Source organism: Ochrobactrum sp. A-1, assembly GCF_022488005.1.
In the GTDB taxonomy this organism is placed as follows: domain Bacteria; phylum Pseudomonadota; class Alphaproteobacteria; order Rhizobiales; family Rhizobiaceae; genus Brucella.
This window is the reverse complement of sequence record NZ_JAKVQC010000003.1, coordinates 1,264,480-1,286,983: the sequence shown is the minus strand read 5'-3', so window position 1 is coordinate 1,286,983 and position 22,504 is coordinate 1,264,480. Positions and strand designations below refer to the sequence as shown.

Below are 22,504 nucleotides of genomic sequence, written 5' to 3'. Positions count from 1 at the left end.
GCTCTCTATACGTCATACTCGTCAGCCAATAGAGATGTCATCCATGTGAGTCTGTGACCGAACTACATTCGCTATATTCTTGACCCAAAGCTGCTGGATTGTCACATTCCCACTGCGGATTATTGCCATGTATTTTTCCTGGAAGTATGCTAGCTCTGCTGCCTGGGGATTGTGGCAATGGGGTGGTGGATTGTCGGGGCTAGGCACACAGAATGAAAACTTCAACTCCATACAGATTTTACGTGGCCTGGCAGCTCTCCTGGTCGTGATCGATCATACCTTGCAGCATACGTTAACCGATCCTCCGCGTATTCTTGGCGTTTTCGGTGCGTTTGGCGTGTCGATATTCTTCGTCATCAGCGGCTTTATCATTGCCTATATTCATTCCGGCGGTTTCACGCCGGGAAACTTCATGCGGCGGCGCATCATGCGGGTGGTGCCGCTTTACTGGATCTGCACACTGTTCCTAGCTGTCTGCGCTATTGTTCTGCCGAGCCTTTTCAAGACAACCGTATTTACGCCCGAATATCTGCTAAAGTCGATGGCCTTCCTGCCTATGGCGGTTCCCGGCATTCCCGATGACTGGCGGCCTCTACTCAAGCCGGGTTGGTCGCTCAATTACGAAATCTTCTTCTATGTTCTCTTCTCGCTGTTCTGGTGGTGCCGCAACGGATTGCAGCGCACCATATTGATGAGCAGTGTACTTGGCGGGCTCGTTTTAGGCGCGTTCTTCGTCCCGCGTCACGGGAGCGTTACGGCTTTTTATTTAAATTTCAACCTGATGCCGTTCATAGCAGGAATGTGGATCGCCGAACTGCAAAGAAGAGGGGTTTGGGCCCGCCTTTCCGTCCATAGCTTGCCAGTGCTGGTGTTCGCGATGCTTTTGGGAATCGCCACGCTGTTCACTGTCGATTTCACGCAAGGGCCGCTTTTCATCGAATTCCTTGCTTACCTGATCGCGTCCGTGCTGTTGGTGATAACAGCGCTTTGCGTTGAGCGCTGGTTGCACGATCTTTCACCCCGAAATCTGCTGCTGCTGATTGGTGACAGCTCCTATTCGCTGTACTTGACACATATGTTTCTCGTTGGCGCAGGCTGGGCCGTCTTCAATCGCCTCGGTCTGAGTGAGAAGGCCTTTCCATTGGCTGCCACGGCGATTGTCATTGGCAGCCTCGTGGCGGCGAGGATCTCTTATCTCGTGATTGAAAAACCATTTACACGCCTGGGATCTAGGAGGTCGCAGCGGAAAAAGGTCGATATGCAGCCTGGTTGAAAATAAGGTGAGGCGCTCTTGGATCCGGCTTTGCTTGGAGATTTGATCGATGTTGCGTCCGCCGTACTGACGACTTAGCTTATGGCCCGGATGGGCAAGCCACTTTTAGAAGGGATTTGGGACTGCTGCTTCTTTTGCGCGGTGCAGGCATGCAGCCGCAAACCCATGACCGCTGTAAGCACGCTGAACCAGACTGGTCCACGCGCGACGAAGAACGGGGTCTCCAGATTGGCGTAGAACATTATGAACAACCAAATCTGAAGATACATGAGCGCTAGGCTAAGGGAATTTCCTGATCGTTGCGCGCGGTGGAAGTCGAGCAGTGGACGGACTCCAATCCACCAGATCAGTGCAGCCAAGCCAATGACACCCGTCGTAATCGCTATGTTGAGATAGGCATTGTGTGCGTGGCCCGCGCGGGCCGCCCATGTTTCAACGTCGTATCCGCCATTCACCAGCCGCGAGGTGCCCCAGAAAGCATCATAGCCATAGCCTACCAATGGGTGGTCCGTAAGTTGCCTGATGGTGAATTTCCATATCTCGGTACGGCCGGTGAAGGTGGGATCGGAAGCAAAGCTTTCGACGAGGCTTTTGGCTGAAGGAAAAAGGACTGTTCCCAACGTCAGATAAGCCATGATCAGAAGAGGGACATAAACCATCAGCGCTTTCACGGCGAGGCTTCGCGTTCGCAACAGGCAATATGCGAGGGTGAAGGCCAGCACAACCAGGCCGATAGAGGTCTTGTTATTGGTTTTGTAAAGAAAAAAAAGCGCGGCTATGGTGATTATTGTCCCGCTGAGCCGGGCTTTTGACCGCCAAAGATACATGCCGTAGCAGCTCAGCACCACCATTGCTGGTCCGGCGATGTTCTTATGTGCGAAATGTCCGCGCCAAGAGCCAGCATTCGTCAGCTCCAACACCTCCGCCAGATTGTGAATGGAAACGGCTGGCAAGAAGATAACGCCGAAATAGGCCAGTCCCAACACGAACAGTGAAAGCGGCTTGATGAGCCGGATGAAATGGTTTTCGTTCTCCGGCAGAAGGAGCCAGGCTAAAGCGGTAATGACGACCGTGACACTGAAAACATAGCGACGAAACGAGAGATCAGGTTGGGTAGAAAGGATTACCGTTATGAACTGCCATCCCAGCAGTATGGCAAAGTAGGGAAACAGCACTTTGCCGACCAGATCGCGGTTCTGCCAGAGAACTGCGAAGCTAAGCGCGGTGACAACCAGCGAAAGTAGCTGTTGCATCGCATTTCCCGCTTCCTGGGCGAGAAGAACATCGGGATTGCGCAAATCAATGAAAGGATCGAGCGTGATCCAGTATAGACAAAAAATGCCAATGAACAGAATGTTTCTGTATGTTCTGCTCATATGCAATCCGTTGGGGAATAAGGTGAGGAATTCCTCAATTCAGTGTAGGTCGCAGGTCCGGCATGTCAAGCGAGAAGGCCGGAATATCAACCTCGAACAAGCTGCCGCCGTTCCCCTGCATCTGATAGCGCCCTACCATGACCCCCGAAGTGGTGGTCAACGGGCAGCCCGATGAATATTGAAAAGAGTCGCCTGGTTCGAGAGTTGGCTGCTCGCCGACCACGCCCGGCCCACGCACTTCCTCGACATACCCATTCGCATCGGTAATCTGCCAATAACGCGAGCGAAGTTGCACGGTTTCCGTGGAATTATTGGCAATCGTGATGCGATAACCCCAGACATAACGGTTCTCGTCGGGCTCGGACTGGTCTTCCAGATAGAAAGGCTCGACAGAAACTTCGATCCCCCGCGTCACCGCTCTATACATGCGCACCCGCCCTACATTCGCATCGGCCTTGCACCCTGCAATATGGCTAAGCCGTATTGCAATAATGCTGATCTACTCAACGGTTCGCCGGTTCTAGGACGCCGCTATTCGCCCACCTATCGCTAAAGTTGCGGTAGAGGTCAACAATTCGGAGCGGTAAATATGCGGCAATTGCCGAAATGTTCCGGCAATTGCATTGTTTGTGCTTTTGTTTGCAGCCTAAAAGCCACAGTATCGAGATATAGCAGCTTAGCGAGAGATCTTGAGGGCTGCTTCCACGTCTTCCACGAGATCATCGGTATCCTCAAGGCCTAGCGAGATTCGCAGGAGGCCGTCCGAAATACCGAGCTCAGCTTTCGCCTCGTCGCTAAGGTTCTTGTGCGTCGTGGTTGCCGGGTGAGTAATAAGGCTTTTTGCGTCACCCAGATTGTTGGAGATGCTGAAGACCTGCAATGCGTTCTGGAACTTGAACGCTGCCTCCTTGCCACCTTCCAGCTCCAGGGCAATGAGAGTCGAACCGCCTGTCATCTGTTTGGCGATGATATCGGCCTGCGGGTGGTCGGCCCGTCCCGGATAGATCACGCGCTTCACGCCCGGTTTGCCTGCGAGGAAGTCGGCAACCGCAGTCGCCGATAGCGTCTGCTGGCGTACACGCACCGCCAATGTTTCGAGGCCCTTCAGCATGATCCACGCATTGAATGGGCTAAGGCCCGGACCTGTGTGACGGAAATAATCCTGCAAGGTGTTTTCAACCCATTCACGGTCGGAGAGAACTATGCCGCCAAGGCAGCGTCCCTGACCGTCAATGTGTTTTGTTGCAGAATAAACAACGATATGCGCACCGAGCTCCAGTGGCTTCTGGAAAAGCGGTGTGGCGAAAACATTGTCAACGATCAGCTTGGCGCCCGCTTCATTGGCGACCTGCGCGACGGCAGCAATGTCGATGATTTCGAGCGTCGGATTGGATGGGCTTTCAAGGAACATGACCTTGGTGTTCGGGCGAACAGCTGCTTTCCAGTTTTCAATATCGGAGCCGTCGATGATCGAGATTTCGACGCCATATTTAGGCAAGATCGTCTCAACGATGTAGCGACATGAGCCAAAGACGGCGCGGGCAGAAATCACGTGATCGCCCGCCTGCACCTGACACAAGATGGCGGCTGCGACCGCCGCCATGCCGGATGCGGTTGCACGGGCTTCTTCAGCGCCTTCCAGCGCGCACATGCGCTTTTCGAACATGTCGGTGGTCGGATTGGCATAACGCGAATAGATGAAACCCGGGTCCTCACCCTTGAAACGCGCTTCGGCGGCTTCGGCATTGGGATAAAGAAAGCCCTGCGTCAGAAACATGGCTTCCGACATTTCGGCAAATCCGGAACGCAGCGATCCGGCGTGCACGAGTTCGGTTGCAGGGCGAAACTTGCGGGTATTCTCAGTCGTCATTTTTCCAACCTGTCGAAAGCTGGTCGGCCGGGGCTGGGTAGTCGAGCCTCGGCGGCCAATAAAAAACCGGCCTTGCGAAAACGCAAAAGGCCGGTAACGAACCGCGGCCTTTTTTAGCGAATTCTTTAACGTGGCTGCAAGCCGGCCGGCCAAATCACCACGGAACAGTTTTTCATTATGCCTGTTGTGTAGAGCCGTCAATGCCGAAACAGCCCCATTTCAGGAAAACCGCATCTCTCGCACTGCATCCGTGCTTGGATTCCTGCGGAAAACCTGGTTTCAAGCCGTTCCGAGGCTTGGCATTGACGCCGCGAGCGGTCAATGGTCTTTGTCAAGCAATGCTTAGAGCATGTCTCCCGAAAGTGAGAACCGGTTTCGGGGTAAAGACATGCGTGAAAACAAGAGATTAAAGCGTGTCGCTTGAATACGATAAAGCACGACATGCTTTAGGCTACGGAGTGTGGGGTTGATGATGCAGAAAGATGCTGGAATTCTGGCGGATGCGGATATTTCCGCACTGTTTGAAGGCGGTTTGCTGGCGTCGCCACGCCCGCTCGATCCCGATCAGATACAGCCTGCAAGCCTTGATCTGAGGCTTGGTGCAAAAGCTTATCGTGTCCGCGCCTCCTTCATGCCGGGGCCCGGCACACCAGTCATCGATAAGCTGGAACGACTGAAGCTGCACGAGATCGACTTGACCGCTGGTGCTGTTCTTGAAACTGGCTGCGTCTATATTGTTCCGCTCCTCGAAAGCTTGGCACTGTCACAAGACCTCTCGGCATCGGCAAATCCGAAAAGTTCAACGGGTCGCCTGGATATCTTCACCCGTGTTATTGCCGACGGGGCGCAGGAATTTGACAAGGTGCCTGCCGGATATAGTGGTCCGCTTTATCTGGAAGTCAGCCCGCGCACATTTCCGATTGTCGTTCGCACGGGATCGCGCCTGTCGCAGATACGTTTCCGTAAAGGGCGTGCCCAGCTTGATGAAGCTGAACTCGCCGCACTGCATAATGCCGAAACGCTGGTTGCTGCTGAGATGCCAAATATCTCCGGCGGCGGCATTGCCCTGTCGGTTGATCTTTCCGGCGGTCCTGACCGGCTGATCGGCTATCGCGGCAAGCACCATACGGCTGTTGTCGATGTGGACAAGCGCGCAGCCCATGACGCTCTCGATTTTTGGGAACCGATCTACGATCGCGGCGCGCGCGAACTCGTACTTGATCCGGATGAATTCTATATCCTCGTTTCGCGCGAGGCCGTGCATGTTCCACCGCTCTATGCAGCGGAAATGACGCCGTTCGATCCGCTGGTTGGCGAATTCCGAGTTCACTATGCAGGCTTCTTCGATCCGGGCTTCGGGCATAGTGCTGCGGGTGGAACCGGCAGCCGCGCCGTTCTGGAGGTTCGCAGCCATGAAGTTCCGTTCATTCTGGAGCACGGGCAGATCGTCGGGCGTCTGGTTTACGAACACATGTTGCACCGCCCATCTGCGCTTTACGGTGTCGACCTCGGCTCCAACTATCAAGCGCAGCAGTTGAAGCTTTCCAAGCATTTTCGTTGACTATATCAGCCTCCTCCAAGCAGATATAATTATGGGTGGAGGAGAGCGACCTAAGTGACGACTGGAATCGAACGGGATCAGGACAGGAAGCTTCAGGCAGCAACGGATGCTTCGCAGCGCAGGCTATCGGTCGGCATTGTTGCATTGCCGGGTTTTACGCTGAGTGCGCTTAGCCTTTTCCTCGATCCTTTTCGCCTTGCTGCCGATGATCGCGACAAGAGCCGCCAGATACGCTGCGCATGGAAAATCTGTACGCTATCAGGAGACCCCGTAACCTCCAGCTCCGGCATGGTGATCGAGCCGACTGCACCCATGGGAGAGCTCGATGATTGTGATTATGTTGCGGTTGTCGGCGGGCTGCTTGCACAGTATCGGCCAAGGCAGCAGGCACTGATCGATCTCATCAAGCGTGCGGACCGGCGCGGCAAGACCGTGGTAGGTCTTTGTACGGCCGCCTTTCTGCTGGCGGAGGCCGATCTGCTGCCGGATCGCAATTGCTGCGTCAGCTGGTTCCATCGCGACGATTTTCTGGAGCTTTTCGACGGTTATTCCGCCGATACGACCAGCCTGTTTCATCGTAGCGGAAGACATTTCACCTGTGCTGGTGGGCTTGGTACGGCGTCGCTGGCACTTTCAATCATACAGAACGAAATTTCCGAGGAACTGGCGCGCAAGAGTGCATCCATCCTCATGATCCCTTACGAGCTTGTTCGTTCAGAGCAGCCCGCTCTGAGCTTCAACGGTGTGCGCTCGCCAATGATCCGCAAGGCGATCCGTATTTTTGAGGAAACGCTGGAAGACCCGGTGCCGATGATTGACGTCGCACGGCGACTGGGAATTTCCGTCCGCCAGATGGAACGTGGTTTCAAACTCGCTCTTGAGCGAACGGCGTTCGAGGTTCGCGAAGAGCTTCGGGTGAAAAAGGCCAAGGAACTTTTGTCCGAAACGGGTCTGTCACTGCTGGAAGTGGCTGTTGCAAGCGGCTTCACGGATACGCGCAGCATGAACCGCTCATTTTCACGGCAAAAGCAGAAAGCGCCGCGCGATTACCGCAAACAGCGATAAACACGTGTGGAACTTGCGAAGGTTGCACGGACAGCCTATTTCTTGCGCGATGAATCTGTCGCTTTGACCAATAACCACTCAGGAGATTTGCATGTCCGATGGTGTGAACCGTTTTCTTGGCGATACGCCCGCCCGTATCCTGATCAAGCTGGTGCTAATCTCGCTGGTCGTCGGCGTGGTCATGAGTGCGTTTCACTGGACGCCCTATGATATTTTCTATGGCATTCGCGATTTCTTCCTGCGCCTTTGGAATATGGGCTTTTCGGCGATTGCTGGCTTTGTCGATTATTTCATTCTCGGTGCAGCAGTCGTTATTCCTGCCTTTATTTTGCTCCGTATCCTCAGCTACCGGAAATGAACTCAATTCGGTAATTGGATAGCTCAGACAGGCAATGCAGCAAAAACAAGGATTTACACTCAGCCGACGTGGTTTTCTGGTCCTGGCCGGTGGAGCGCTGGCGGTATCGGCAGTGCCATTGAACATGGCGCTGGCTGCCGGAGACAATGATCCCACCCCGATTTTCAACGCTATTCGCAAGGCGAACGGTCTGCCTTTGATGGCGACGGATTCCAAGCTTGAGCAGGCCGCGCTGTATCAGGCCAGACGTATGGCGAGTTATGCCAAGATCGGCCACAGTGTTGGTTGGGGGAATGGTTTCGTTGCGCGATTGCGTCAGGCGGGTATTCGCGGACCGGCAGCCGAAAACGTGGCATCAGGACAGCGCGATACGCAAGCCGTCTTCGATGCATGGATGAAATCTCCCGGCCATCGCAAGAACATGCTTGATCCGACTTTTGAGCATTATGGCCTTGCCTGGGCTACGCCCGAAAACAAGCCTACTTATATATACTGGGCCATGATGCTCGGACTGTAACGGTCTCATATCTCCTGACGGTTCGCTGTCAGGAGCTGCGACAATGCGGTGGCCGAATTATCTGTAGTTCCAATTGATTCCAGAGTAGATGATCTTGATCAGAGGGAATGCATTCGGGACAAGCATAATGGATCAGTCGCTACAACGTGTTGGTGGCGTAACAAGGCCGTTCGACGTAACACACCGGATGGTGATGCTGATCGCCATTCCAATGACGCTTGCCGCGATCACGACCCCACTTCTGGGGCTCGTGGACATGGGCGTTGTTGGCCAGATGGGTCAAGCCGAGCTGATCGGCGGTCTGGCGATTGGCGCACTCGTATTTGACTTCCTGCTATCGCTGTTCAATTTCTTGCGGTCCGGCACAACTGGACTTGTCGCGCAGGCCGTAGGTGCGGAAGATGCGGTAGAAGAACAGGCCATCTTCTGGCGCGCAATCATCATTGCGGTCGTGGCCGGCAGTCTGATGATCTTGTGTCTGCCGATCATCATTGCGGTCTCATCCACCTTCATGCACCCAACCTCTGCCACGCAGGAAGCTATGGCGACCTATGTGTCGATCCGCATGTTGTCGGCGCCGGTTGCGCTGATCAATTATTCGATCCTTGGGCTCGTTCTAGGTCGCGGACAGGGCATTGTTGGCCTTGCTCTTCAGGTGCTGCTCAATGGCATCAATATCGTGCTCTGCATCATCCTTGGGCTGGAATTGGGTTGGGGTGTGACTGGTGTTGCATGGGCCACGGTAACCGGTGAAACCGTTGCTGCGCTTGTCGGCATGTTCATTGTGCTGCGGCATTTCCGCAAGGATGCATCGCTACGTCCGAACCGGGCGCGTATCTTTCAGAAAGAGGGGATTTTGCGGATGTTTGCGGTCAATCGCGACATCATGATCCGTTCATTCCTGCTTCTCACGGCCTTCGCGTTCTTTACGCGGGCCGGGTCCGACCTCGGCCCGGTCACGCTTGCAGCCAATGCGGTCTTGTTGAACTTCTTCCTCGTTGCCGGTTTCTTTCTGGATGGCATGGCGGCGGCTGCCGAACAGATTGTCGGCCGGTCGATCGGGGCGCGTTACAGCCCGGCCTTTGTGCGTGGCGCCAAGCTCACTTTCGTATGGGGGCTGGTCATGGCGAGCATCATTGCCTTTTTCCTGCTGGTGTTCGGCGATGCGATCATCGGGCTTCTGTCCAAGGCCGAAGACGTTCATGCCGAGGCCCTGAAATATTTGCCATGGGCAGCGCTGACAGGCATTACGGGCTTGTTGGCCTTCCATATGGACGGGGTTTATATCGGCGCCACGTGGTCGCGCGACATGCGCAACATGATGTTCCTGTCGCTCGCATTCTTTCTGGTGGTTCTTTATGCAGCAAAGCCCGTGATGGGTAATCACGGGCTTTGGCTGGCTCTCAATCTGTTTCTGTCAATTCGTGGCGTTACGCTTCTGGCGATCCTGCCACGACGCTATCGTACAGAATTCGTCGCGTGATCAAAGCATGTTTCCCAAAGGTGGAAACCAGTTTGGGATAAAGACATGCATTGATCCTTATGCAGTCAGTTCGCGCCGGGCCCAGTCCTTGGTGTCCCGGTCGCGCAGTGCCGCGATGTTGGTAACGCCCTCGCGTTTTACGGCGGCAGACAGGCCGCGCACGATTTCGGCGGGCAGGTTCGGCCCGCGATAGATCAAGCCCGTATAAAGCTGGACGAGATCGGCGCCCGCCTTGATCTTCGTCAGTGCCGTCTCGGCGCTATCCACGCCGCCAACCCCGATCAGCGGCATGTCAGGGCCGATGCGCTCGCGCATGCGGGCAAGGACGATTGTGGAGCGGTCGAAAAGCGGTGCGCCGGAAAGCCCACCTGTTTCATCGCGGTTTTCTGCGCTTTTCAATCCGGCGCGTGAAAGCGTCGTATTGGAAACGATGATGCCGTCGAGCTTCTGTTCGGTTGCCTCAGCCGCGATATCGTCCAGTTCTTCGTCTGCCAGATCGGGTGCGATCTTGAGGAAAACAGGACGCTTCAGCGTGCACATCTTGCCTTCTTCGTTTCGGGCTTCCAATACACGGCTCAACAATTCGCGCAAGCTGTCGCGAGCCTGAAGATTGCGCAGACCTGGCGTGTTGGGCGAAGAGATGTTGACCGTGAAATAACGCGCCAGTTGATAGAAGCGGCGAATACCGGCGACATAATCAGCAATGCGGTCTTCGGCGTCCTTGTTGGCGCCAATATTGACACCCACGATCCCGCTCTTGCCTGCACGTTGCGACAGGCGTTTAAACGCCGCATCATGGCCTTCATTGTTGAAGCCGAGGCGATTGATAACCGCTCTATCTTCCACAAGGCGGAAAATGCGTGGGCGCGGATTGCCGCTTTGCGGGCGTGGCGTGATGGTGCCAATTTCGGTGAAGCCGAAGCCCAATTTCAACAGCGCATCGGGCACTTCGGCATTCTTGTCATAACCCGCTGCCATGCCGAGCGGATTTGGAAACTGTAGTCCCGCAACTTTGACGGAAAGAGCCAGATCGCTTGGCGCGCCGCAGGTAACAAGGCCTGTCTTCAGGCCTGCGATGGAAAGGCCATGCGCCTGTTCCGCATCGAAGGCAAAAAGGGCGCGTCGCCCGAGAGTTTCAAAAAGCCCGCTCATTAATCTTCCAGCTCCGGAAAAATGTGAAGACCGTCATCACCCAGTGGCAAGGGGTCAACCTTTAAAACCGCTGCAAGCGGCAGCTCGCCGTAAAGATGAGGGAATAGGGCTCCGCCGCGGGAAACTTCAAACTTCAATGTTGCGCCAAGCGCGGAAGTATTCACACTGATCAGAAGCAAATCCTGCTGGTCCGCAAAATGCTTGGCTGCCGTTTCCCGCACCTGTGTTGCAGTAGAGAAATGGATATAGCCATCGGCAATATCAACGGGAGCCCCGGTAAAACTACCAGCCTGTTCTGCTTGTGCCCAAAGGTCGCGCGGAGCGATCTTATAGATGATCTTATTGGTCATGGCTGCTCTCTAGACCGAAATTCTTCGGAAATCAAAGTCCCGCATGTTCGATTTTCGTCGTAAACGTCCCATATGATGGGGACATCTGAAAGAGAAGCTGAAGGGAATTGCATTATGTTGAACAGAAAGACACTGATGGTTCGTAATCTGGCTGCTGTTGCTCTTCTCGGTTCAGCGCTCGCTCCGGCCAATGCGCTTGCGCAGGAAAACGGGCGTTATCGGCTCGAAGGCACGGAAACAGGCTATGTCCGTCTGGACACTCGAACCGGGGCACTCTCGACCTGTACGGAGCAGCAGGGGCAGCTCGTCTGCAAGATGGCGACAGAGGATCGGGAGGCTTATGAGAACGACATTGCCGATCTGCAGGATCGTGTAGAAAAGCTTGAAGATAAGGTTTCGGCTCTTGAGGGGAAAGGCGGAAGTGCCGCTTCGGGCCTTCCGACCGAGCAGGAATTCGAGCAGTCCATGAGCTATATGGAGCGCTTCATGCGCCGCTTCATGGATATTGCGAAAAGCTTCGACAGCGAGCCCGAAAGCCCGAGTGGGCGCGCCACGCCCGGCGGTCGAACCTGAGGATAAAGAAAAAGGCGCCATAAGGCGCCTTTTGATTATTGGCTGAAACGCTTTGTCGCCTCTATCAGTTCATGGGTGATGCCGGGTTCCGTAATAGTGTGTCCGGCATCTTCCACGATCTTGAGATCGGCTTCGGGCCACATCTTCTTCAATTGCCAGGCATTGATAAACGGCGTGCAGACATCATAGCGGCCATGCACGATCACGCCCGGAATATGCCGGATGCGATCCACATTGCGCAGAAGCTGATCATCGGAATCGAGAAAACCTCGGTTCTGGAAATAATGGCATTCAATACGCGCAAAGGCGATGGCGTACTGGTCTTCACCGAAGGCATCGACGCGGTCCGGGTCGGGCAGAAGTGAAATGACCGAGCCTTCCCAACGCGCCCAGCGTCGCGCTGCTTCAAGCTGCACCTGCGGGTCGCGATCAGTCAGGCGCTTGTAATAGGCGGCGATCATGTCGCTGCGCTCGGCTTCCGGTATATGTTCCTGATAGTCCTCGAAATGGTCCGGAAAGAGAATGCTTGCGCCGTTGGAATACATCCAGTCGACTTCAAAACGACGGATCATGAAGATGCCGCGCAGAACAAGCTCAGCCACGCGATCCGGATGGGATTGCGCATAGGCAAGGCCGAGGGTTGATCCCCAGGAGCCACCAAAGACCTGCCACTTCTCGATGCCAAGATGCGCGCGGATATGCTCCATATCCGCCACAAGGTCCCATGTCGTGTTTTCACGCAGTTCTGCATGTGGGGTCGAACGACCGCAGCCACGCTGGTCGAACAGGATGATGCGATATCGCTCGGGATCGTGCAGGCGGCGCATGGTGGGCGTGATGCCTCCACCCGGACCGCCATGGATCATGACGACCGGTTTGCCGTCCGGATTACCGCATTGCTCGACATGGATTCGATGCAGTGGAGAAACCTGAAGCATCTCCTCCTTGAACGGTTGGATTTCTGGATAAAGCGTATTGCGCGTCATGAAATGCCTTTTTGGTTCCCTTCCATTTGGATGGTCGGGCCGCTCTTATGTTATTTTCAACGCCCAGCCTAACATACAATGCGGCCAGATGGCGGCAATGCGTATCGTGAAAAGAGGTTAGCAACGTGAATTTTGGTTGCCCGAGCCAAAAAACGGCATAAAACGGAGTGGTTGACTGAATAGTCCGCACCGCGAGGGGAGGAGACCTGAAACAATGGCGCGCGAGGCTCATGCACTTCATCATCGCTGACGATCACCCGCTTTTCCGGGGAGCACTCAGGCAGGTCCTTTCGGGACAGTCGCAGAGTGTGGAAATCATCGAAGTCGGCGATTTTGACGCCGTCAAGAAACTGGTTGGGGAGCGAGAGGATATCGATCTTCTATTGTTGGATTTAACGATGCCGGGCGGAACTGGGCTCTCCGGTCTGGTGACGTTGAAAGCCTTGCAGCCAGCACTTCCCGTTATCATCGTCTCGGCGACAGACGATGCAGCAACCATCCGCCATGCAGTGGAACTCGGCGCTTCCGGCTTTATCTCCAAATCCGCCAGCATGGAAACCATTGGCGAGGCCGTGCGGACCGTTTTGGCAGGTGATATCTGGATGCCGGCGGACATCGAGCTGGATCATCCGAACGACCCTGAAATTGAGGCTCTCATTGCGCGACTGCGTACATTGACGCCACAGCAGACACGCGTACTGACAATGCTTGCCGAGGGGCTGTTGAACAAGCAGATCGCTTATGAGCTTGGCGTATCGGAAGCCACCGTCAAGGCGCATGTTTCGGCAGTGCTGCAGAAACTCGGAGTCGACAGCCGTACGCAGGCAGTCATTCTCCTGTCACGCATCGGCAATGATGCACTGAGCACGGACTGAAGGTTGCTCTGTTACTGAGCGGCATTCTGTGCAGATGCGTTGTCTTGCCGGGCATGATGAAAATGCGATAATAGGGAACGCAATGCAGCGGGTCTAAGCGGCTTGTGTAAAACCGTGACATTTTCGTCCTCAGCGCGCTGACGGACTTCCTTTGAGCGATCGGCTGTCAGGAGAATGGCGGGTATCTCGACCTGAAAGGTTTCGCGCGCAAAGCCGATCATATCCAGCCCGTTTTCATGTAACAGATGATAGTCTGCGACGATCACGTCGGGAGCGGCGTGGTCGGCACAATAGTTTTTCAATTCTGTTCCGCTGCGTAGCGTCGTGACGCGGCAACCCCACCCACGAAGCAGCGTTTCCATACCCGATAGAATGCTGGCATCATTGTCGATGCAGAGGACGTCAAGCCCGGTCAGTTCCAGCGCCCGTTGCAAGCCGCGACGGTTTTTCACTTCATCGGCGGGCACTTTTTCCTGCGAAATTGGAATGCGCAGGGTGAACATGGTTCCCTTATCGGGCGTAGAGGACAGAGATAGCGGCAGCGACAGCAGCCTTGCGATACGGTCGACGATGGAAAGGCCAAGGCCAAGGCCTTCTGCTTCCCGCATCCCCTCATCCAGTCGTGTGAACTCCCGGAAGACAAGTTTCAGCTTTTGCGGAGGGATGCCTATGCCGGTATCGAATACCTGCAACTCTACAAAGGAGCCGCGACGCCGGACGCCGAGCAAAATACCGCCCTTGCGGCTATACTTGATCGAATTGGAAACAAGATTCTGGATCAGGCGCCGCAGCATGTTGCGGTCCGTTTTGACGACGATGCTTGACGGCACAACGCGTAACTTTAGCCCTTTGGCGGCTGCAAGAGGCGTAAAGTCGGTAGCAATCTGGCTCATCAGCTTGTCGAGGCGGAACACTGAGACGTCGGGCTTGAGCGATCCGGTGTCCAGCCGGGAAATATCCAGCACCATACCCAGGATGGCTTCCACGGCTTCCAGCGAGGAATCGATATTGCGCGCGAATTCGCTGGTTTCCGAGCGTCCGAGTTTTTCAGCGAGCGCGGTGCTGTACAAGCGTGCCGCATTGAGCGGTTGCAGAATGTCGTGACCGGCAGCTGCCAGAAATCGCGTCTTTCCCTGATTGGCTTCTTCCGCAGCGGCTTGCGCCTTGGCGAGCTGCTGGTTGACGCGTGTCAGTTCTGCCGTGCGATCCGCAACCCGCTGCTCCAGCATTTCTGCTGCTTTCTGGCGTGTGACATCGGCTTCGACTGCCGCCGTGATATCGGTATATGTCGCGACAATGCCACCGTCCGGCATCGGATTGGATTGAATTTCCAGTACTTTGCCGGTCGATTTCATGTTGATGCGCCATGGCTGGCGCACAGCAGCGAGCGAGCGGATAACCCCGTTCTGGGCGTTGAACGATATATCGCCGCGGCGGTGCAGTTGTTCCACGATTTCCGAAATGGGTATCCCGACCTGCATCACTTCATCGGGAAGATCGAAAAGCTTGCGGAACTGCCGGTTCCAGAATGTCAGTCTCAGATCCTTGTCGAAAACGGTAATACCCTGTTCCATCTGATCGAGGGCTGTCTGCAGCAGATTGCGGTTTTGCTGCAAGGCGGTCGAAGCGTCATCGAGCAGCTGTCGTGCATCGCGCCCGGACGCCTCATTCTTCTGCAACAACAATGATAGGACAAGGCGGGCCGACGCAGAACCGACAGCCGTGCCGAGAAGCTGCTCCGCATAGCGGATCAGTGGCGTGTCGACGGTCATGCCTGGATCGAGACGCCGCTGTTCTCTGCCTTCAAAGCGAAGAAAGGCGCGTTCGACGCGTTCAGCGCCGAGATAGCGCGCCATGGTGGCTTTCAGTTCCGCGACCGTGACGGTGGTACGGAAGCGCTTGAGTGTCGGTGTGCCGATGAAATAACGCGGCAGGAAGATACTGGCCTGAATGCGTTCGAGCGGTGTCGAGGCGCGTGAAAGGGAACCGAGGATGTAGAACAGCGTGTTGGCCGCAAGGCTCCACAGCACCCCATTGGTCAACGGGAGCGCATTGGTTCCGAAAAGCGCTTCTGGCCGCAGCGCCGTAAAGCCAAGAAAACCGTCGCGTAGGATGGCGGCATTTTCCGGCGCCATCGTTGGCAGCAATAGTGTGTAAGCCCAGACAAGGAATCCGGCTGATAGCCCCAGCATTGCACCGCGTCCATTTGCATTGCGCCAGAACAAACCGCCGATGAAGGCGGGAACGAATTGCGCAATTGCGGCAAAGGACACGAAGCCGATCGAAGCCAGATGGATGTTGTTGGAGGTAAAGCGATAATAGGCGAATGCCAGCGCCAGAATGCCGATAATGGTGAGGCGGCGCGTGTTTAGAATGACCTTGGTGAGGTCGCGTTGTTCTGCAGCCTGTTGCTTTGCCAGTCGTCGGATAAAAAGCGGCAGCACGAGATGGTTGGAAATCATGATCGAAAGCGCAACACAGGCGACGATGACCATCGCGGTTGCTGCCGACAATCCGCCGAGAAACGCCACCAGTGCGAGCCAATGGGCACCCGCTGCCAGCGGCAGTGCCAGAACGTATAAATCTCCGCTGACATTGGCTCCGAGCGTCATCACACCAATCAGGGCGATGGGAAATACGAAGATATTGATGAGGACCAGATAAAGCGGGAAGAGCCAGGAGGCTGTTCGCAGTTCTTTTTCACTCCGGCTTTCCACCACCGTCACATGGAACTGTCGCGGCAGCATGATGATGGCGGCGGCACTCAGTGCGCTTTGCACGATCCAGGTGCCGATGGATGTCTGGTAGTGGAACGCTTCCAGCGCTTCCGGTGATTGGGAAATCTGATTGATGAGCTGCGATGGAGCGCCGAACAGAAAGAAGGTGCAGGCAAAACCAACGGTCAGGAAGGCGCAAAGCTTGATGACCGATTCCAGAGCCACAGCCAGGATGAGGCCGTTCTGGTGCTCCGTGGCGTCGGTATGGCGCGTACCGAAGAGGATTGCAAAGACAGCGAGCACAGCGGCAACGGGCAGCGAAATATCGCCGAATATGAACACTGACGGATCGACTGCCGATCCATAATGCTCCATGACCAGCCCGACACTTCCGGAAACGGCCTTGAGCTGGAGAGCGATATAGGGGATTGAGCCGACGGCTGCGATGCAGGTCGCGAGAGATGCTACACCAAAGCTTTTGCCGTAGCGGGCAGCGAGAAAATCGGCGATTGAGGTGATATGTTCGGACTTCGCCAGCCGCACGATATGCCGCAGCAACCGGTTGCCGAGCGTAAAGACGAGAATGGGGCCGATATAGATCCCGAGGAATTCGAGGCCGCGCTGAGCCGACAGGCCGACCGAGCCGAAGAAGGTCCATGACGTGCAATAAACAGCCAGGCTGAGCGCATAGATATAGGGGCGTGGGGCACTGTTCCAGCGCGAGGTGCGCCGGTCGCCGATGCTGGCTACCGCAAAGAGCAGCAGCAAATATAAAAAGGCGGCGCCAATGATACCCCAGCCCTGCATAAGCGGCTTATTCCCTCACTCCTCGATTATGATTTGACGCAAGCACTTTCGGCAGGTTCGTGCAAGATTAAAGCGCATCCCAAAAAGTGCGAAGTGGTTTTTGGATAAGATGCGTGTGGGAATAAATTGATAGAGCATCTCCAGCGATTCCAGTGGAACTGGAGCCGCTCTGTTGATGAAAAACAGTGCATTTTCGCTGCTTCATCTTTTCTTTGGTAATTTTCGCCTACACACTAGAAGTGTGATCCTGAAAAAGTGCACGTCACTTTTCAGGGTAGCATTTGAAATGGCAAAACGTTTTTCAGTTTCGTATTCGGAAAGTCGGTTTGCCATCCACTGCCAGTTTATCTGGTGCCCGGGTTGATTTGGCGAACGCCACCGCAGCAGGACGGCCCCAACGGTCCGCGTTCGTGAGGGAGACAGGCTTATGCTAAAAGAATTCAAGGAATTCGCCCTGAAGGGCAACATGGTCGATCTGGCCATCGGTGTCATCATTGGCGGGGCGTTCGGCGGCCTCGTCAATTCCATCGTCAACGACATCATCATGCCGATCATCGGCCTGATCACTGGCGGTATCGATTTTTCGAATATGTTCATTCAGCTGGCAGGTGAGCCCAAGACCACACTGGCAGCTGCCCGTGACGCCGGTGCGACGATTGCTTACGGTAACTTCATCACGCTTCTCATCAACTTCCTGATCATCGCCTGGGTGTTGTTCCTTGTGGTGAAAGCGATGAACCGCATGAAGAAGAAGGAAGAAGCAAAGCCAGAACCTGAAGCACCGCGCGAAGAGGTCCTGTTGACCGAAATCCGCGATCTTCTGGCAAAGCAGAAAGCCTGATTGATTCAGAACGGGTAAGTGAAAACGGGGCCTTATGGCCCCGTTTTCTTTTGATCCATAAGTACGCTTGATCGGACCATCACAAAAAGCCGCGTGATTTCGCTGGCTGGCCTTGATAAGCACGAAATCAAAATCGAAGTTCAACGCGGGGAAATCATGACGCTCATAGCCAATCTTCGTCGGGAAGCAGCTCAATCACCGGAAAGCGGGATTGTGGCGGTTGCCAATCACGGGCGCGCGCGCGAAGGGCTTATTCCGCTTTGGGTCGGCGAGGGCGATCTTTCGACGCCCGATTTCATCCGCGCTGCGGCTCAAAAAGGTATTTCTGACGGCGAGACCTTCTATACTTGGCAGGCTGGCATCCCGGAACTGCGGGAGGCGCTGACTCGCTATCACGCACGTCATTTCCCGCTGCCCCTGAAACCGGAGAACTTCTATGTCACCGGTTCCGGTATGCACGCCATCGAAATGGCGCTGACCGCAACCGTTGGATCGGATGAAGAAGCGATTTATCTTTCCCCGGCCTGGCCCAATTTTGTTGGCGCAGCGGGGCTGGCAGGCGCTGTTCCGGTTCCGGTCGAGCTGGAATTCGGTGCCAATGGCTGGATGCTTGATCCCGAGAAGATCGCAGCCGCCATCACGCCGCGCACAAAAGCGCTCTTCATCAATACGCCGTCCAATCCCACTGGCTGGACGGCGGACCGTGAGACATTGCAATTCATCCTTGATCTTGCGCGCAAGCATGGTCTCTGGATCATCGCCGACGAGATTTATACCCATTTCTATTATGGTGGCGGTCGCGCTCCGTCCTTCATGGATATTATGGAGCGGGATGATCGCATCATCTTCGTCAACTCGTTCTCCAAGAACTGGGCGATGACGGGCTGGCGCGTCGGCTGGATGACAGTGCACCCGTCGCTGGGGCCGGTCATCGAGAATCTGATCCAATATTCGAATTCCGGCGTCGCACAATTCATGCAGCGTGGTGCCGTTACGGCTCTCGATGAAGGCGACACCTTTATTTCGATGCAGGTTGAACGGGCACGCTCTACGCGCGACAACCTGTGCGCGGCGCTGTTATCGACCGGTAAAGTTCGCCTGACGCCTCCACAAGGGGCGTTTTATCTTTTCTTCGGCGTGGATGGTGTCAGGGATTCTGTCAAGGCAGCCATTGATATGGTGGATAATGCGAATGTAGGGCTGGCGCCTGGCAGTGCTTTTGGCCTCGGGGGCGAAGGCTTCTTCCGCCTTTGTTTCTGCCGCGATCCGGAGCAGGTGGACGAAGCCGCAAGGCGGCTCGTGAGCTGGATTGAAAAGCTCTGACAAAAAAGGCCGCTTCAAGCGGCCTTATTATTTGAAAATTCTAGAAATTGTCAGCCGCCAGCTTTGGAGACCATCAGCGGAATGATCCGCTCGGAGCTGGCTGGCTGCGAAACCGTCGGTTCGGCGTAAGGAATGCCCAGCGTATTCCAAACCTCCAGCAAGGCATCCTTGAGGCCGTCAATCAAAGCGTCGTCATGCAGAGGCGATGGTGTGATGCGCAGCCTTTCCGTGCCACGCGGTACGGTCGGGTAATTGATCGGCTGGATATAGATGCCATGCACTTCCAGCAAACGGTCACTGGCTTTCTTGCAAAGTTCTGGATCGCCGACCAGAATAGGCACAATATGCGTTTCCGACGGCATGACAGGAAAACCAGCTGCAGAAAGCACATCCTTGGCGCGCTGGGCCTGACGCTGCTGGCCGTCGCGTTCCACCTGCGAAGTCTTGAGGTGCCGGATGGCTGCCGTCGCGGATGCAGCCACTGCCGGTGGCAAGGAAGTCGTAAAGATGAAGCCCGGTGCATAGGACCGTACGGCATCGACAATTGCGCGCGAACCGGTGATGTAGCCGCCGAGAGCACCAAAAGCCTTGGCCAGCGTGCCTTCGATGATATCGATACGATGCGCCAAGCCATCGCGTTCGGTAATGCCGCCGCCACGCGCGCCATACATGCCAACAGCATGAACTTCGTCGATATAGGTCATGGCATTATATTTGTCGGCCAGGTCGGCAATTTTCTCGATTGGTGCGATATCACCATCCATTGAATAGACGGATTCGAAAACGATCAGCTTTGCGCGCGCCGGATCGGCGGCCTTCAAAAGCTGTTCCAGATGTTCGACGTCATTGTGACGGAAAATCTTCTTCTCCGCACCCGAACGACGCACGCCTTCGATCATCGAAGCATGATTCAGTTCGTCGGAAAGGATAAGACAGTTTGGCAGTAACCGCGCAATCGTGGAAATCGAAGCTTCGTTGGAAACGAAGCCCGATGTGAAAACGAGACCGGCTTCCTTGCCGTGCAAATCGGCGAGTTCGTTTTCCAGTTCGACGAGCGGATGGTTATTGCCGGAGATATTGCGCGTACCGCCGGAACCTGAGCCGGCATTGCCAGCCGTATCGCACATAGCCTTGATGACATCGGCGTGGTGCCCCATGCCGAGATAGTCGTTGGAACACCAGACGGTGATTTCACGGGCAGTGCCATTGTTGCGCCAGATAGCTCGGGGGAAACGTCCGACAATGCGTTCAAGATCTGCAAAAACGCGGTAACGCTTCTCGGCGTGCAACTGGTCGATCGCTTCTTCGAAAAAACGGCGATAGTCCATAATGCGCTCCTTAGTCTGTGCCCTAACTAGCGCTTTTGGCACTTGCCGTCCATGGCGCATTGATGGGCAATTTGCCACGTTTGAGTGAAGCAGCATTGATTGAAATCAAGCAAATAGGCTCGACACCCAAAATAGTGGCGACCAATTTTCCATCACGAACCATGACGGAATATCGCGCAGAGTGATCGGCTTTGACACAGAGTTGCTCCAATGCGGCGCTAGGAACTACGGGCGGGGTTTTTAACATTCTTTGAAGGCCCGGCACCTTTATGAAACCAACGCACACGATGATGAACTACCCTGCCTCGACGACAGGGGATTGGACAGCATATTGGCGTGCTTCACCGATGCGGCATCTGCGGTTGCGATGGCAGCATGTGCAGCTTTCGGTTCCGAACCGCAAGAACAAGGCAAACTTGATTGCCAGGTCTGGAAGTTTCGAGGCTTTGCATCCAGACGACCTGCCGCTTGTCTGCGTGGTTCGTAATGCTGCACCCTACATGAAATCATTCCTGCGTTACTATCGCGAGATGGGGGTTACTCGTTTCATCGTGCTGGATGACCGGTCTGACGATGGCACGACCGAAATCTTGTCCAGTTCGAGCGACGTTGATTTGTTCTCTTCGAGTGTACGATATGCACAGGCCGACCGTGGGCGTGCATGGCGCGACGCTCTGTTCAATCTCTACGGGCGGGGACGCTGGTATCTTTCGGTTGATGCGGACGAGTTCTTCGTATTTCCCAGAATGGAGCAGCGGAATATCCGTTCATTTATCACCGAGCTGGAGCAAAACGGAATCCGTCGGTGTCTCGCCCCGATGATCGACATGTATCCCGGCGGTTTGTTGCGAGACGGGATCTTCGTCGACGACGGAACCAAATATCCGTTCGAAGTTTCCTCACATTTTGACGGTGACGGCTATACCGCGACACCAGAGAAATTTGGGGTCGCTGTGCGTGGTGGACCGCGTTTACGCCTATTCGGAAGGAGTATGCGGCTTTCAAAATTCCCGCTGATATGGGTCGACAAAAAAACGGATTACCGCCGGGGCAGCATTCACGGGCCGGGGCCGTGTTTCCGGAACTTCCTTCCGGCAACGGGGGCTCTTCTTCATTACCGCTTTTCGTCGCTTTCTCTCAGCGAGTTCAAGCGTATTGCATCGGAAAAGAGCCATGCGGGCGGTGCTGAACATTACAGAGCAATCATCGAAAGCGAGCGTTTCACGGATGACCTCTCGCTCGTCTATGAAGGCTCGGTCCCATACACAGGTGCCGATTGTCTGGTTCAGCGCGGCTTCATGGCCGATTTGGGCGACATCAAGCTTGGAAGCAGGCCGAAGTGCCGAGTTAGCGCGTAAATGTCTTGCGCAGAAACTGCAGCAATATGTCATTGCGCCTGATTGTGAGGCGTGGGATGCCGAACGGATCGTCAGTTGATCGTGCGCGGCGCTTTTCGGTCGTTGTCGCGTTTGTATATCCTGCCGCTTCGACAATTTTGCGTGTTGCTGCATTTTCTCCGCCATAAGGATAGGCGAAAGATGTGACTTCACTGCCGAGCAGGTCTTCGATCTTTATGCGCGATTGCTGTATTTGCGATATGGCTTCCTGCTCGTTTGCTTCCGGCAGGAAGATGTGGTCGAGCGTATGGGAGCCGACCTCGTGACCAAGATCCGCCCATTCGCGCAATTCGGCAACACCCATGCAGTTGGCGCGCGCAACGCCGATCTTCTGATCCCACAGATTGAAGCCGCCGATCTGGTTGGCGACGAAATAGTTTGTGGCCGTGAAACCGAATTCCTGCAGCACGGGCAGGGCGTTGTGGAAAACATTCTCAAAACCGTCGTCAAAGGTGATGACGGCGACTTTGCCCTGCTTCCCGCCGTAGATGTACGGCATTGCATCACGCACCGACAGGCCGCGATAACCCAACCGCTTCAGCCAGGACATCTGCTGGCGAAAGCGATCTGGATGCACGGTCATGCTGCGATAGGGCGCGCGGTGCGCGGGGGGTACGTCAATCTGGTGGTAAAGCAGAATCGGAACGGGCAC

20 protein-coding genes and 1 riboswitch are annotated in these 22,504 nt (G+C 55.2%); of the genes, 11 read left to right on the top strand and 9 right to left on the bottom strand.

Annotation, left to right across the window (positions count from 1 at the left end; all coding sequences use genetic code 11):
• Positions 1-127 precede the first annotated feature (127 nt).
• A complete protein-coding gene (locus MKS82_RS08040; RefSeq protein ID WP_109986025.1) occupies positions 128-1,273 on the top strand; it encodes an acyltransferase family protein in 1,146 nt (381 codons plus the stop codon).
• A gap of 74 nt (positions 1,274-1,347) precedes the next feature.
• On the opposite strand, the gene MKS82_RS08035 is transcribed toward MKS82_RS08040, so the two are convergent.
• The 3 genes from MKS82_RS08035 to MKS82_RS08025 all read right to left on the bottom strand — a co-directional run bounded on the left by MKS82_RS08035 (position 1,348) and on the right by MKS82_RS08025 (position 4,519).
• A complete protein-coding gene (locus tag MKS82_RS08035) occupies positions 1,348-2,649 on the bottom strand; it encodes an O-antigen ligase family protein (RefSeq protein ID WP_109986026.1) in 1,302 nt (433 codons plus the stop codon).
• Between the two features lie 34 nt (positions 2,650-2,683).
• Positions 2,684-3,076: a Co2+/Mg2+ efflux protein ApaG gene (gene apaG / locus MKS82_RS08030; protein WP_061344992.1), complete on the bottom strand. Its 393-nt coding sequence runs from the start codon at positions 3,074-3,076 to the stop codon at positions 2,684-2,686.
• A 249-nt stretch (positions 3,077-3,325) separates the two neighbouring features.
• Positions 3,326-4,519, bottom strand: a complete 1,194-nt coding sequence (locus MKS82_RS08025; protein ID WP_109986027.1) for an O-succinylhomoserine sulfhydrylase — start codon at positions 4,517-4,519, stop codon at positions 3,326-3,328.
• Between the two features lie 91 nt (positions 4,520-4,610).
• Positions 4,611-4,690, bottom strand: a riboswitch (SAM riboswitch).
• Between the two features lie 298 nt (positions 4,691-4,988).
• On the opposite strand from MKS82_RS08025, the gene MKS82_RS08020 reads away from it, so the two are divergent.
• From MKS82_RS08020 to MKS82_RS08000, 5 genes are all read left to right on the top strand, one after another.
• The gene (locus tag MKS82_RS08020; protein WP_240578586.1) at positions 4,989-6,080 is read left to right on the top strand and encodes a 2'-deoxycytidine 5'-triphosphate deaminase; all 1,092 of its coding nucleotides are present in this window, start codon (positions 4,989-4,991) and stop codon (positions 6,078-6,080) included.
• Between the two features lie 54 nt (positions 6,081-6,134).
• Positions 6,135-7,145 carry a GlxA family transcriptional regulator gene (locus MKS82_RS08015; RefSeq protein WP_109986029.1) on the top strand — a complete coding sequence of 337 codons (1,011 nt, stop codon included), beginning with the start codon at positions 6,135-6,137 and terminating at the stop codon, positions 7,143-7,145.
• 91 nt (positions 7,146-7,236) lie between these two features.
• Positions 7,237-7,503, top strand: a complete 267-nt coding sequence (locus MKS82_RS08010) for a DUF6460 domain-containing protein (RefSeq protein WP_105543134.1) — start codon at positions 7,237-7,239, stop codon at positions 7,501-7,503.
• Positions 7,504-7,537: 34 nt separating this feature from the next.
• The gene (locus MKS82_RS08005) at positions 7,538-8,020 is read left to right on the top strand and encodes a CAP domain-containing protein (RefSeq protein ID WP_109986030.1); all 483 of its coding nucleotides are present in this window, start codon (positions 7,538-7,540) and stop codon (positions 8,018-8,020) included.
• Positions 8,021-8,147: 127 nt separating this feature from the next.
• The gene (locus MKS82_RS08000) at positions 8,148-9,503 is read left to right on the top strand and encodes an MATE family efflux transporter (protein ID WP_109986031.1); all 1,356 of its coding nucleotides are present in this window, start codon (positions 8,148-8,150) and stop codon (positions 9,501-9,503) included.
• 57 nt (positions 9,504-9,560) lie between these two features.
• On the opposite strand, the gene MKS82_RS07995 is transcribed toward MKS82_RS08000, so the two are convergent.
• Together MKS82_RS07995 and MKS82_RS07990 are read right to left on the bottom strand one after the other, a co-directional pair.
• Positions 9,561-10,655: a quinone-dependent dihydroorotate dehydrogenase gene (locus MKS82_RS07995; RefSeq protein ID WP_109986032.1), complete on the bottom strand. Its 1,095-nt coding sequence runs from the start codon at positions 10,653-10,655 to the stop codon at positions 9,561-9,563.
• Positions 10,655-11,005, bottom strand: coding sequence for a DUF952 domain-containing protein (locus tag MKS82_RS07990; protein WP_109986033.1), 351 nt, complete (start codon positions 11,003-11,005; stop codon positions 10,655-10,657). The genes MKS82_RS07995 and MKS82_RS07990 overlap by 1 nt, the downstream gene beginning before the upstream one ends.
• A gap of 114 nt (positions 11,006-11,119) precedes the next feature.
• Between MKS82_RS07990 and MKS82_RS07985 the strand changes: the two genes are divergently transcribed.
• Complete coding sequence (locus MKS82_RS07985) at positions 11,120-11,578, top strand: hypothetical protein (protein ID WP_240578585.1); 459 nt, start codon at positions 11,120-11,122, stop codon at positions 11,576-11,578.
• A 35-nt stretch (positions 11,579-11,613) separates the two neighbouring features.
• Here MKS82_RS07985 and pip read toward each other — a convergent pair whose 3' ends face one another.
• Complete coding sequence (pip, locus tag MKS82_RS07980; RefSeq protein WP_109986034.1) at positions 11,614-12,564, bottom strand: prolyl aminopeptidase; 951 nt, start codon at positions 12,562-12,564, stop codon at positions 11,614-11,616.
• A gap of 230 nt (positions 12,565-12,794) precedes the next feature.
• On the opposite strand from pip, the gene MKS82_RS07975 reads away from it, so the two are divergent.
• Complete coding sequence (locus tag MKS82_RS07975) at positions 12,795-13,439, top strand: response regulator transcription factor (RefSeq protein WP_109986035.1); 645 nt, start codon at positions 12,795-12,797, stop codon at positions 13,437-13,439.
• 11 nt (positions 13,440-13,450) lie between these two features.
• Here MKS82_RS07975 and MKS82_RS07970 read toward each other — a convergent pair whose 3' ends face one another.
• Positions 13,451-16,963 carry a PAS domain-containing hybrid sensor histidine kinase/response regulator gene (locus MKS82_RS07970; RefSeq protein ID WP_109986036.1) on the bottom strand — a complete coding sequence of 1,171 codons (3,513 nt, stop codon included), beginning with the start codon at positions 16,961-16,963 and terminating at the stop codon, positions 13,451-13,453.
• Between the two features lie 427 nt (positions 16,964-17,390).
• Between MKS82_RS07970 and mscL the strand changes: the two genes are divergently transcribed.
• Both mscL and MKS82_RS07960 read left to right on the top strand, forming a co-directional pair.
• On the top strand, positions 17,391-17,804 hold the full coding sequence (mscL, locus tag MKS82_RS07965; protein WP_006471056.1) for a large conductance mechanosensitive channel protein MscL: 414 nt from the start codon (positions 17,391-17,393) through the stop codon (positions 17,802-17,804).
• A 156-nt stretch (positions 17,805-17,960) separates the two neighbouring features.
• Complete coding sequence (locus MKS82_RS07960) at positions 17,961-19,127, top strand: pyridoxal phosphate-dependent aminotransferase (protein WP_109986263.1); 1,167 nt, start codon at positions 17,961-17,963, stop codon at positions 19,125-19,127.
• A 50-nt stretch (positions 19,128-19,177) separates the two neighbouring features.
• On the opposite strand, the gene hemA is transcribed toward MKS82_RS07960, so the two are convergent.
• Positions 19,178-20,455, bottom strand: a complete 1,278-nt coding sequence (gene hemA / locus MKS82_RS07955; RefSeq protein WP_109986037.1) for a 5-aminolevulinate synthase — start codon at positions 20,453-20,455, stop codon at positions 19,178-19,180.
• A 269-nt stretch (positions 20,456-20,724) separates the two neighbouring features.
• Between hemA and MKS82_RS07950 the strand changes: the two genes are divergently transcribed.
• Positions 20,725-21,813 carry a glycosyltransferase family 2 protein gene (locus tag MKS82_RS07950; RefSeq protein ID WP_109986038.1) on the top strand — a complete coding sequence of 363 codons (1,089 nt, stop codon included), beginning with the start codon at positions 20,725-20,727 and terminating at the stop codon, positions 21,811-21,813.
• Here the strand turns inward: MKS82_RS07950 and MKS82_RS07945 are convergent.
• Entirely contained in the window at positions 21,803-22,504 is a 702-nt protein-coding gene (locus tag MKS82_RS07945; protein ID WP_109986039.1) for a polysaccharide deacetylase family protein, read from the bottom strand. The two genes, MKS82_RS07950 and MKS82_RS07945, sit on opposite strands and share 11 nt — an antisense overlap.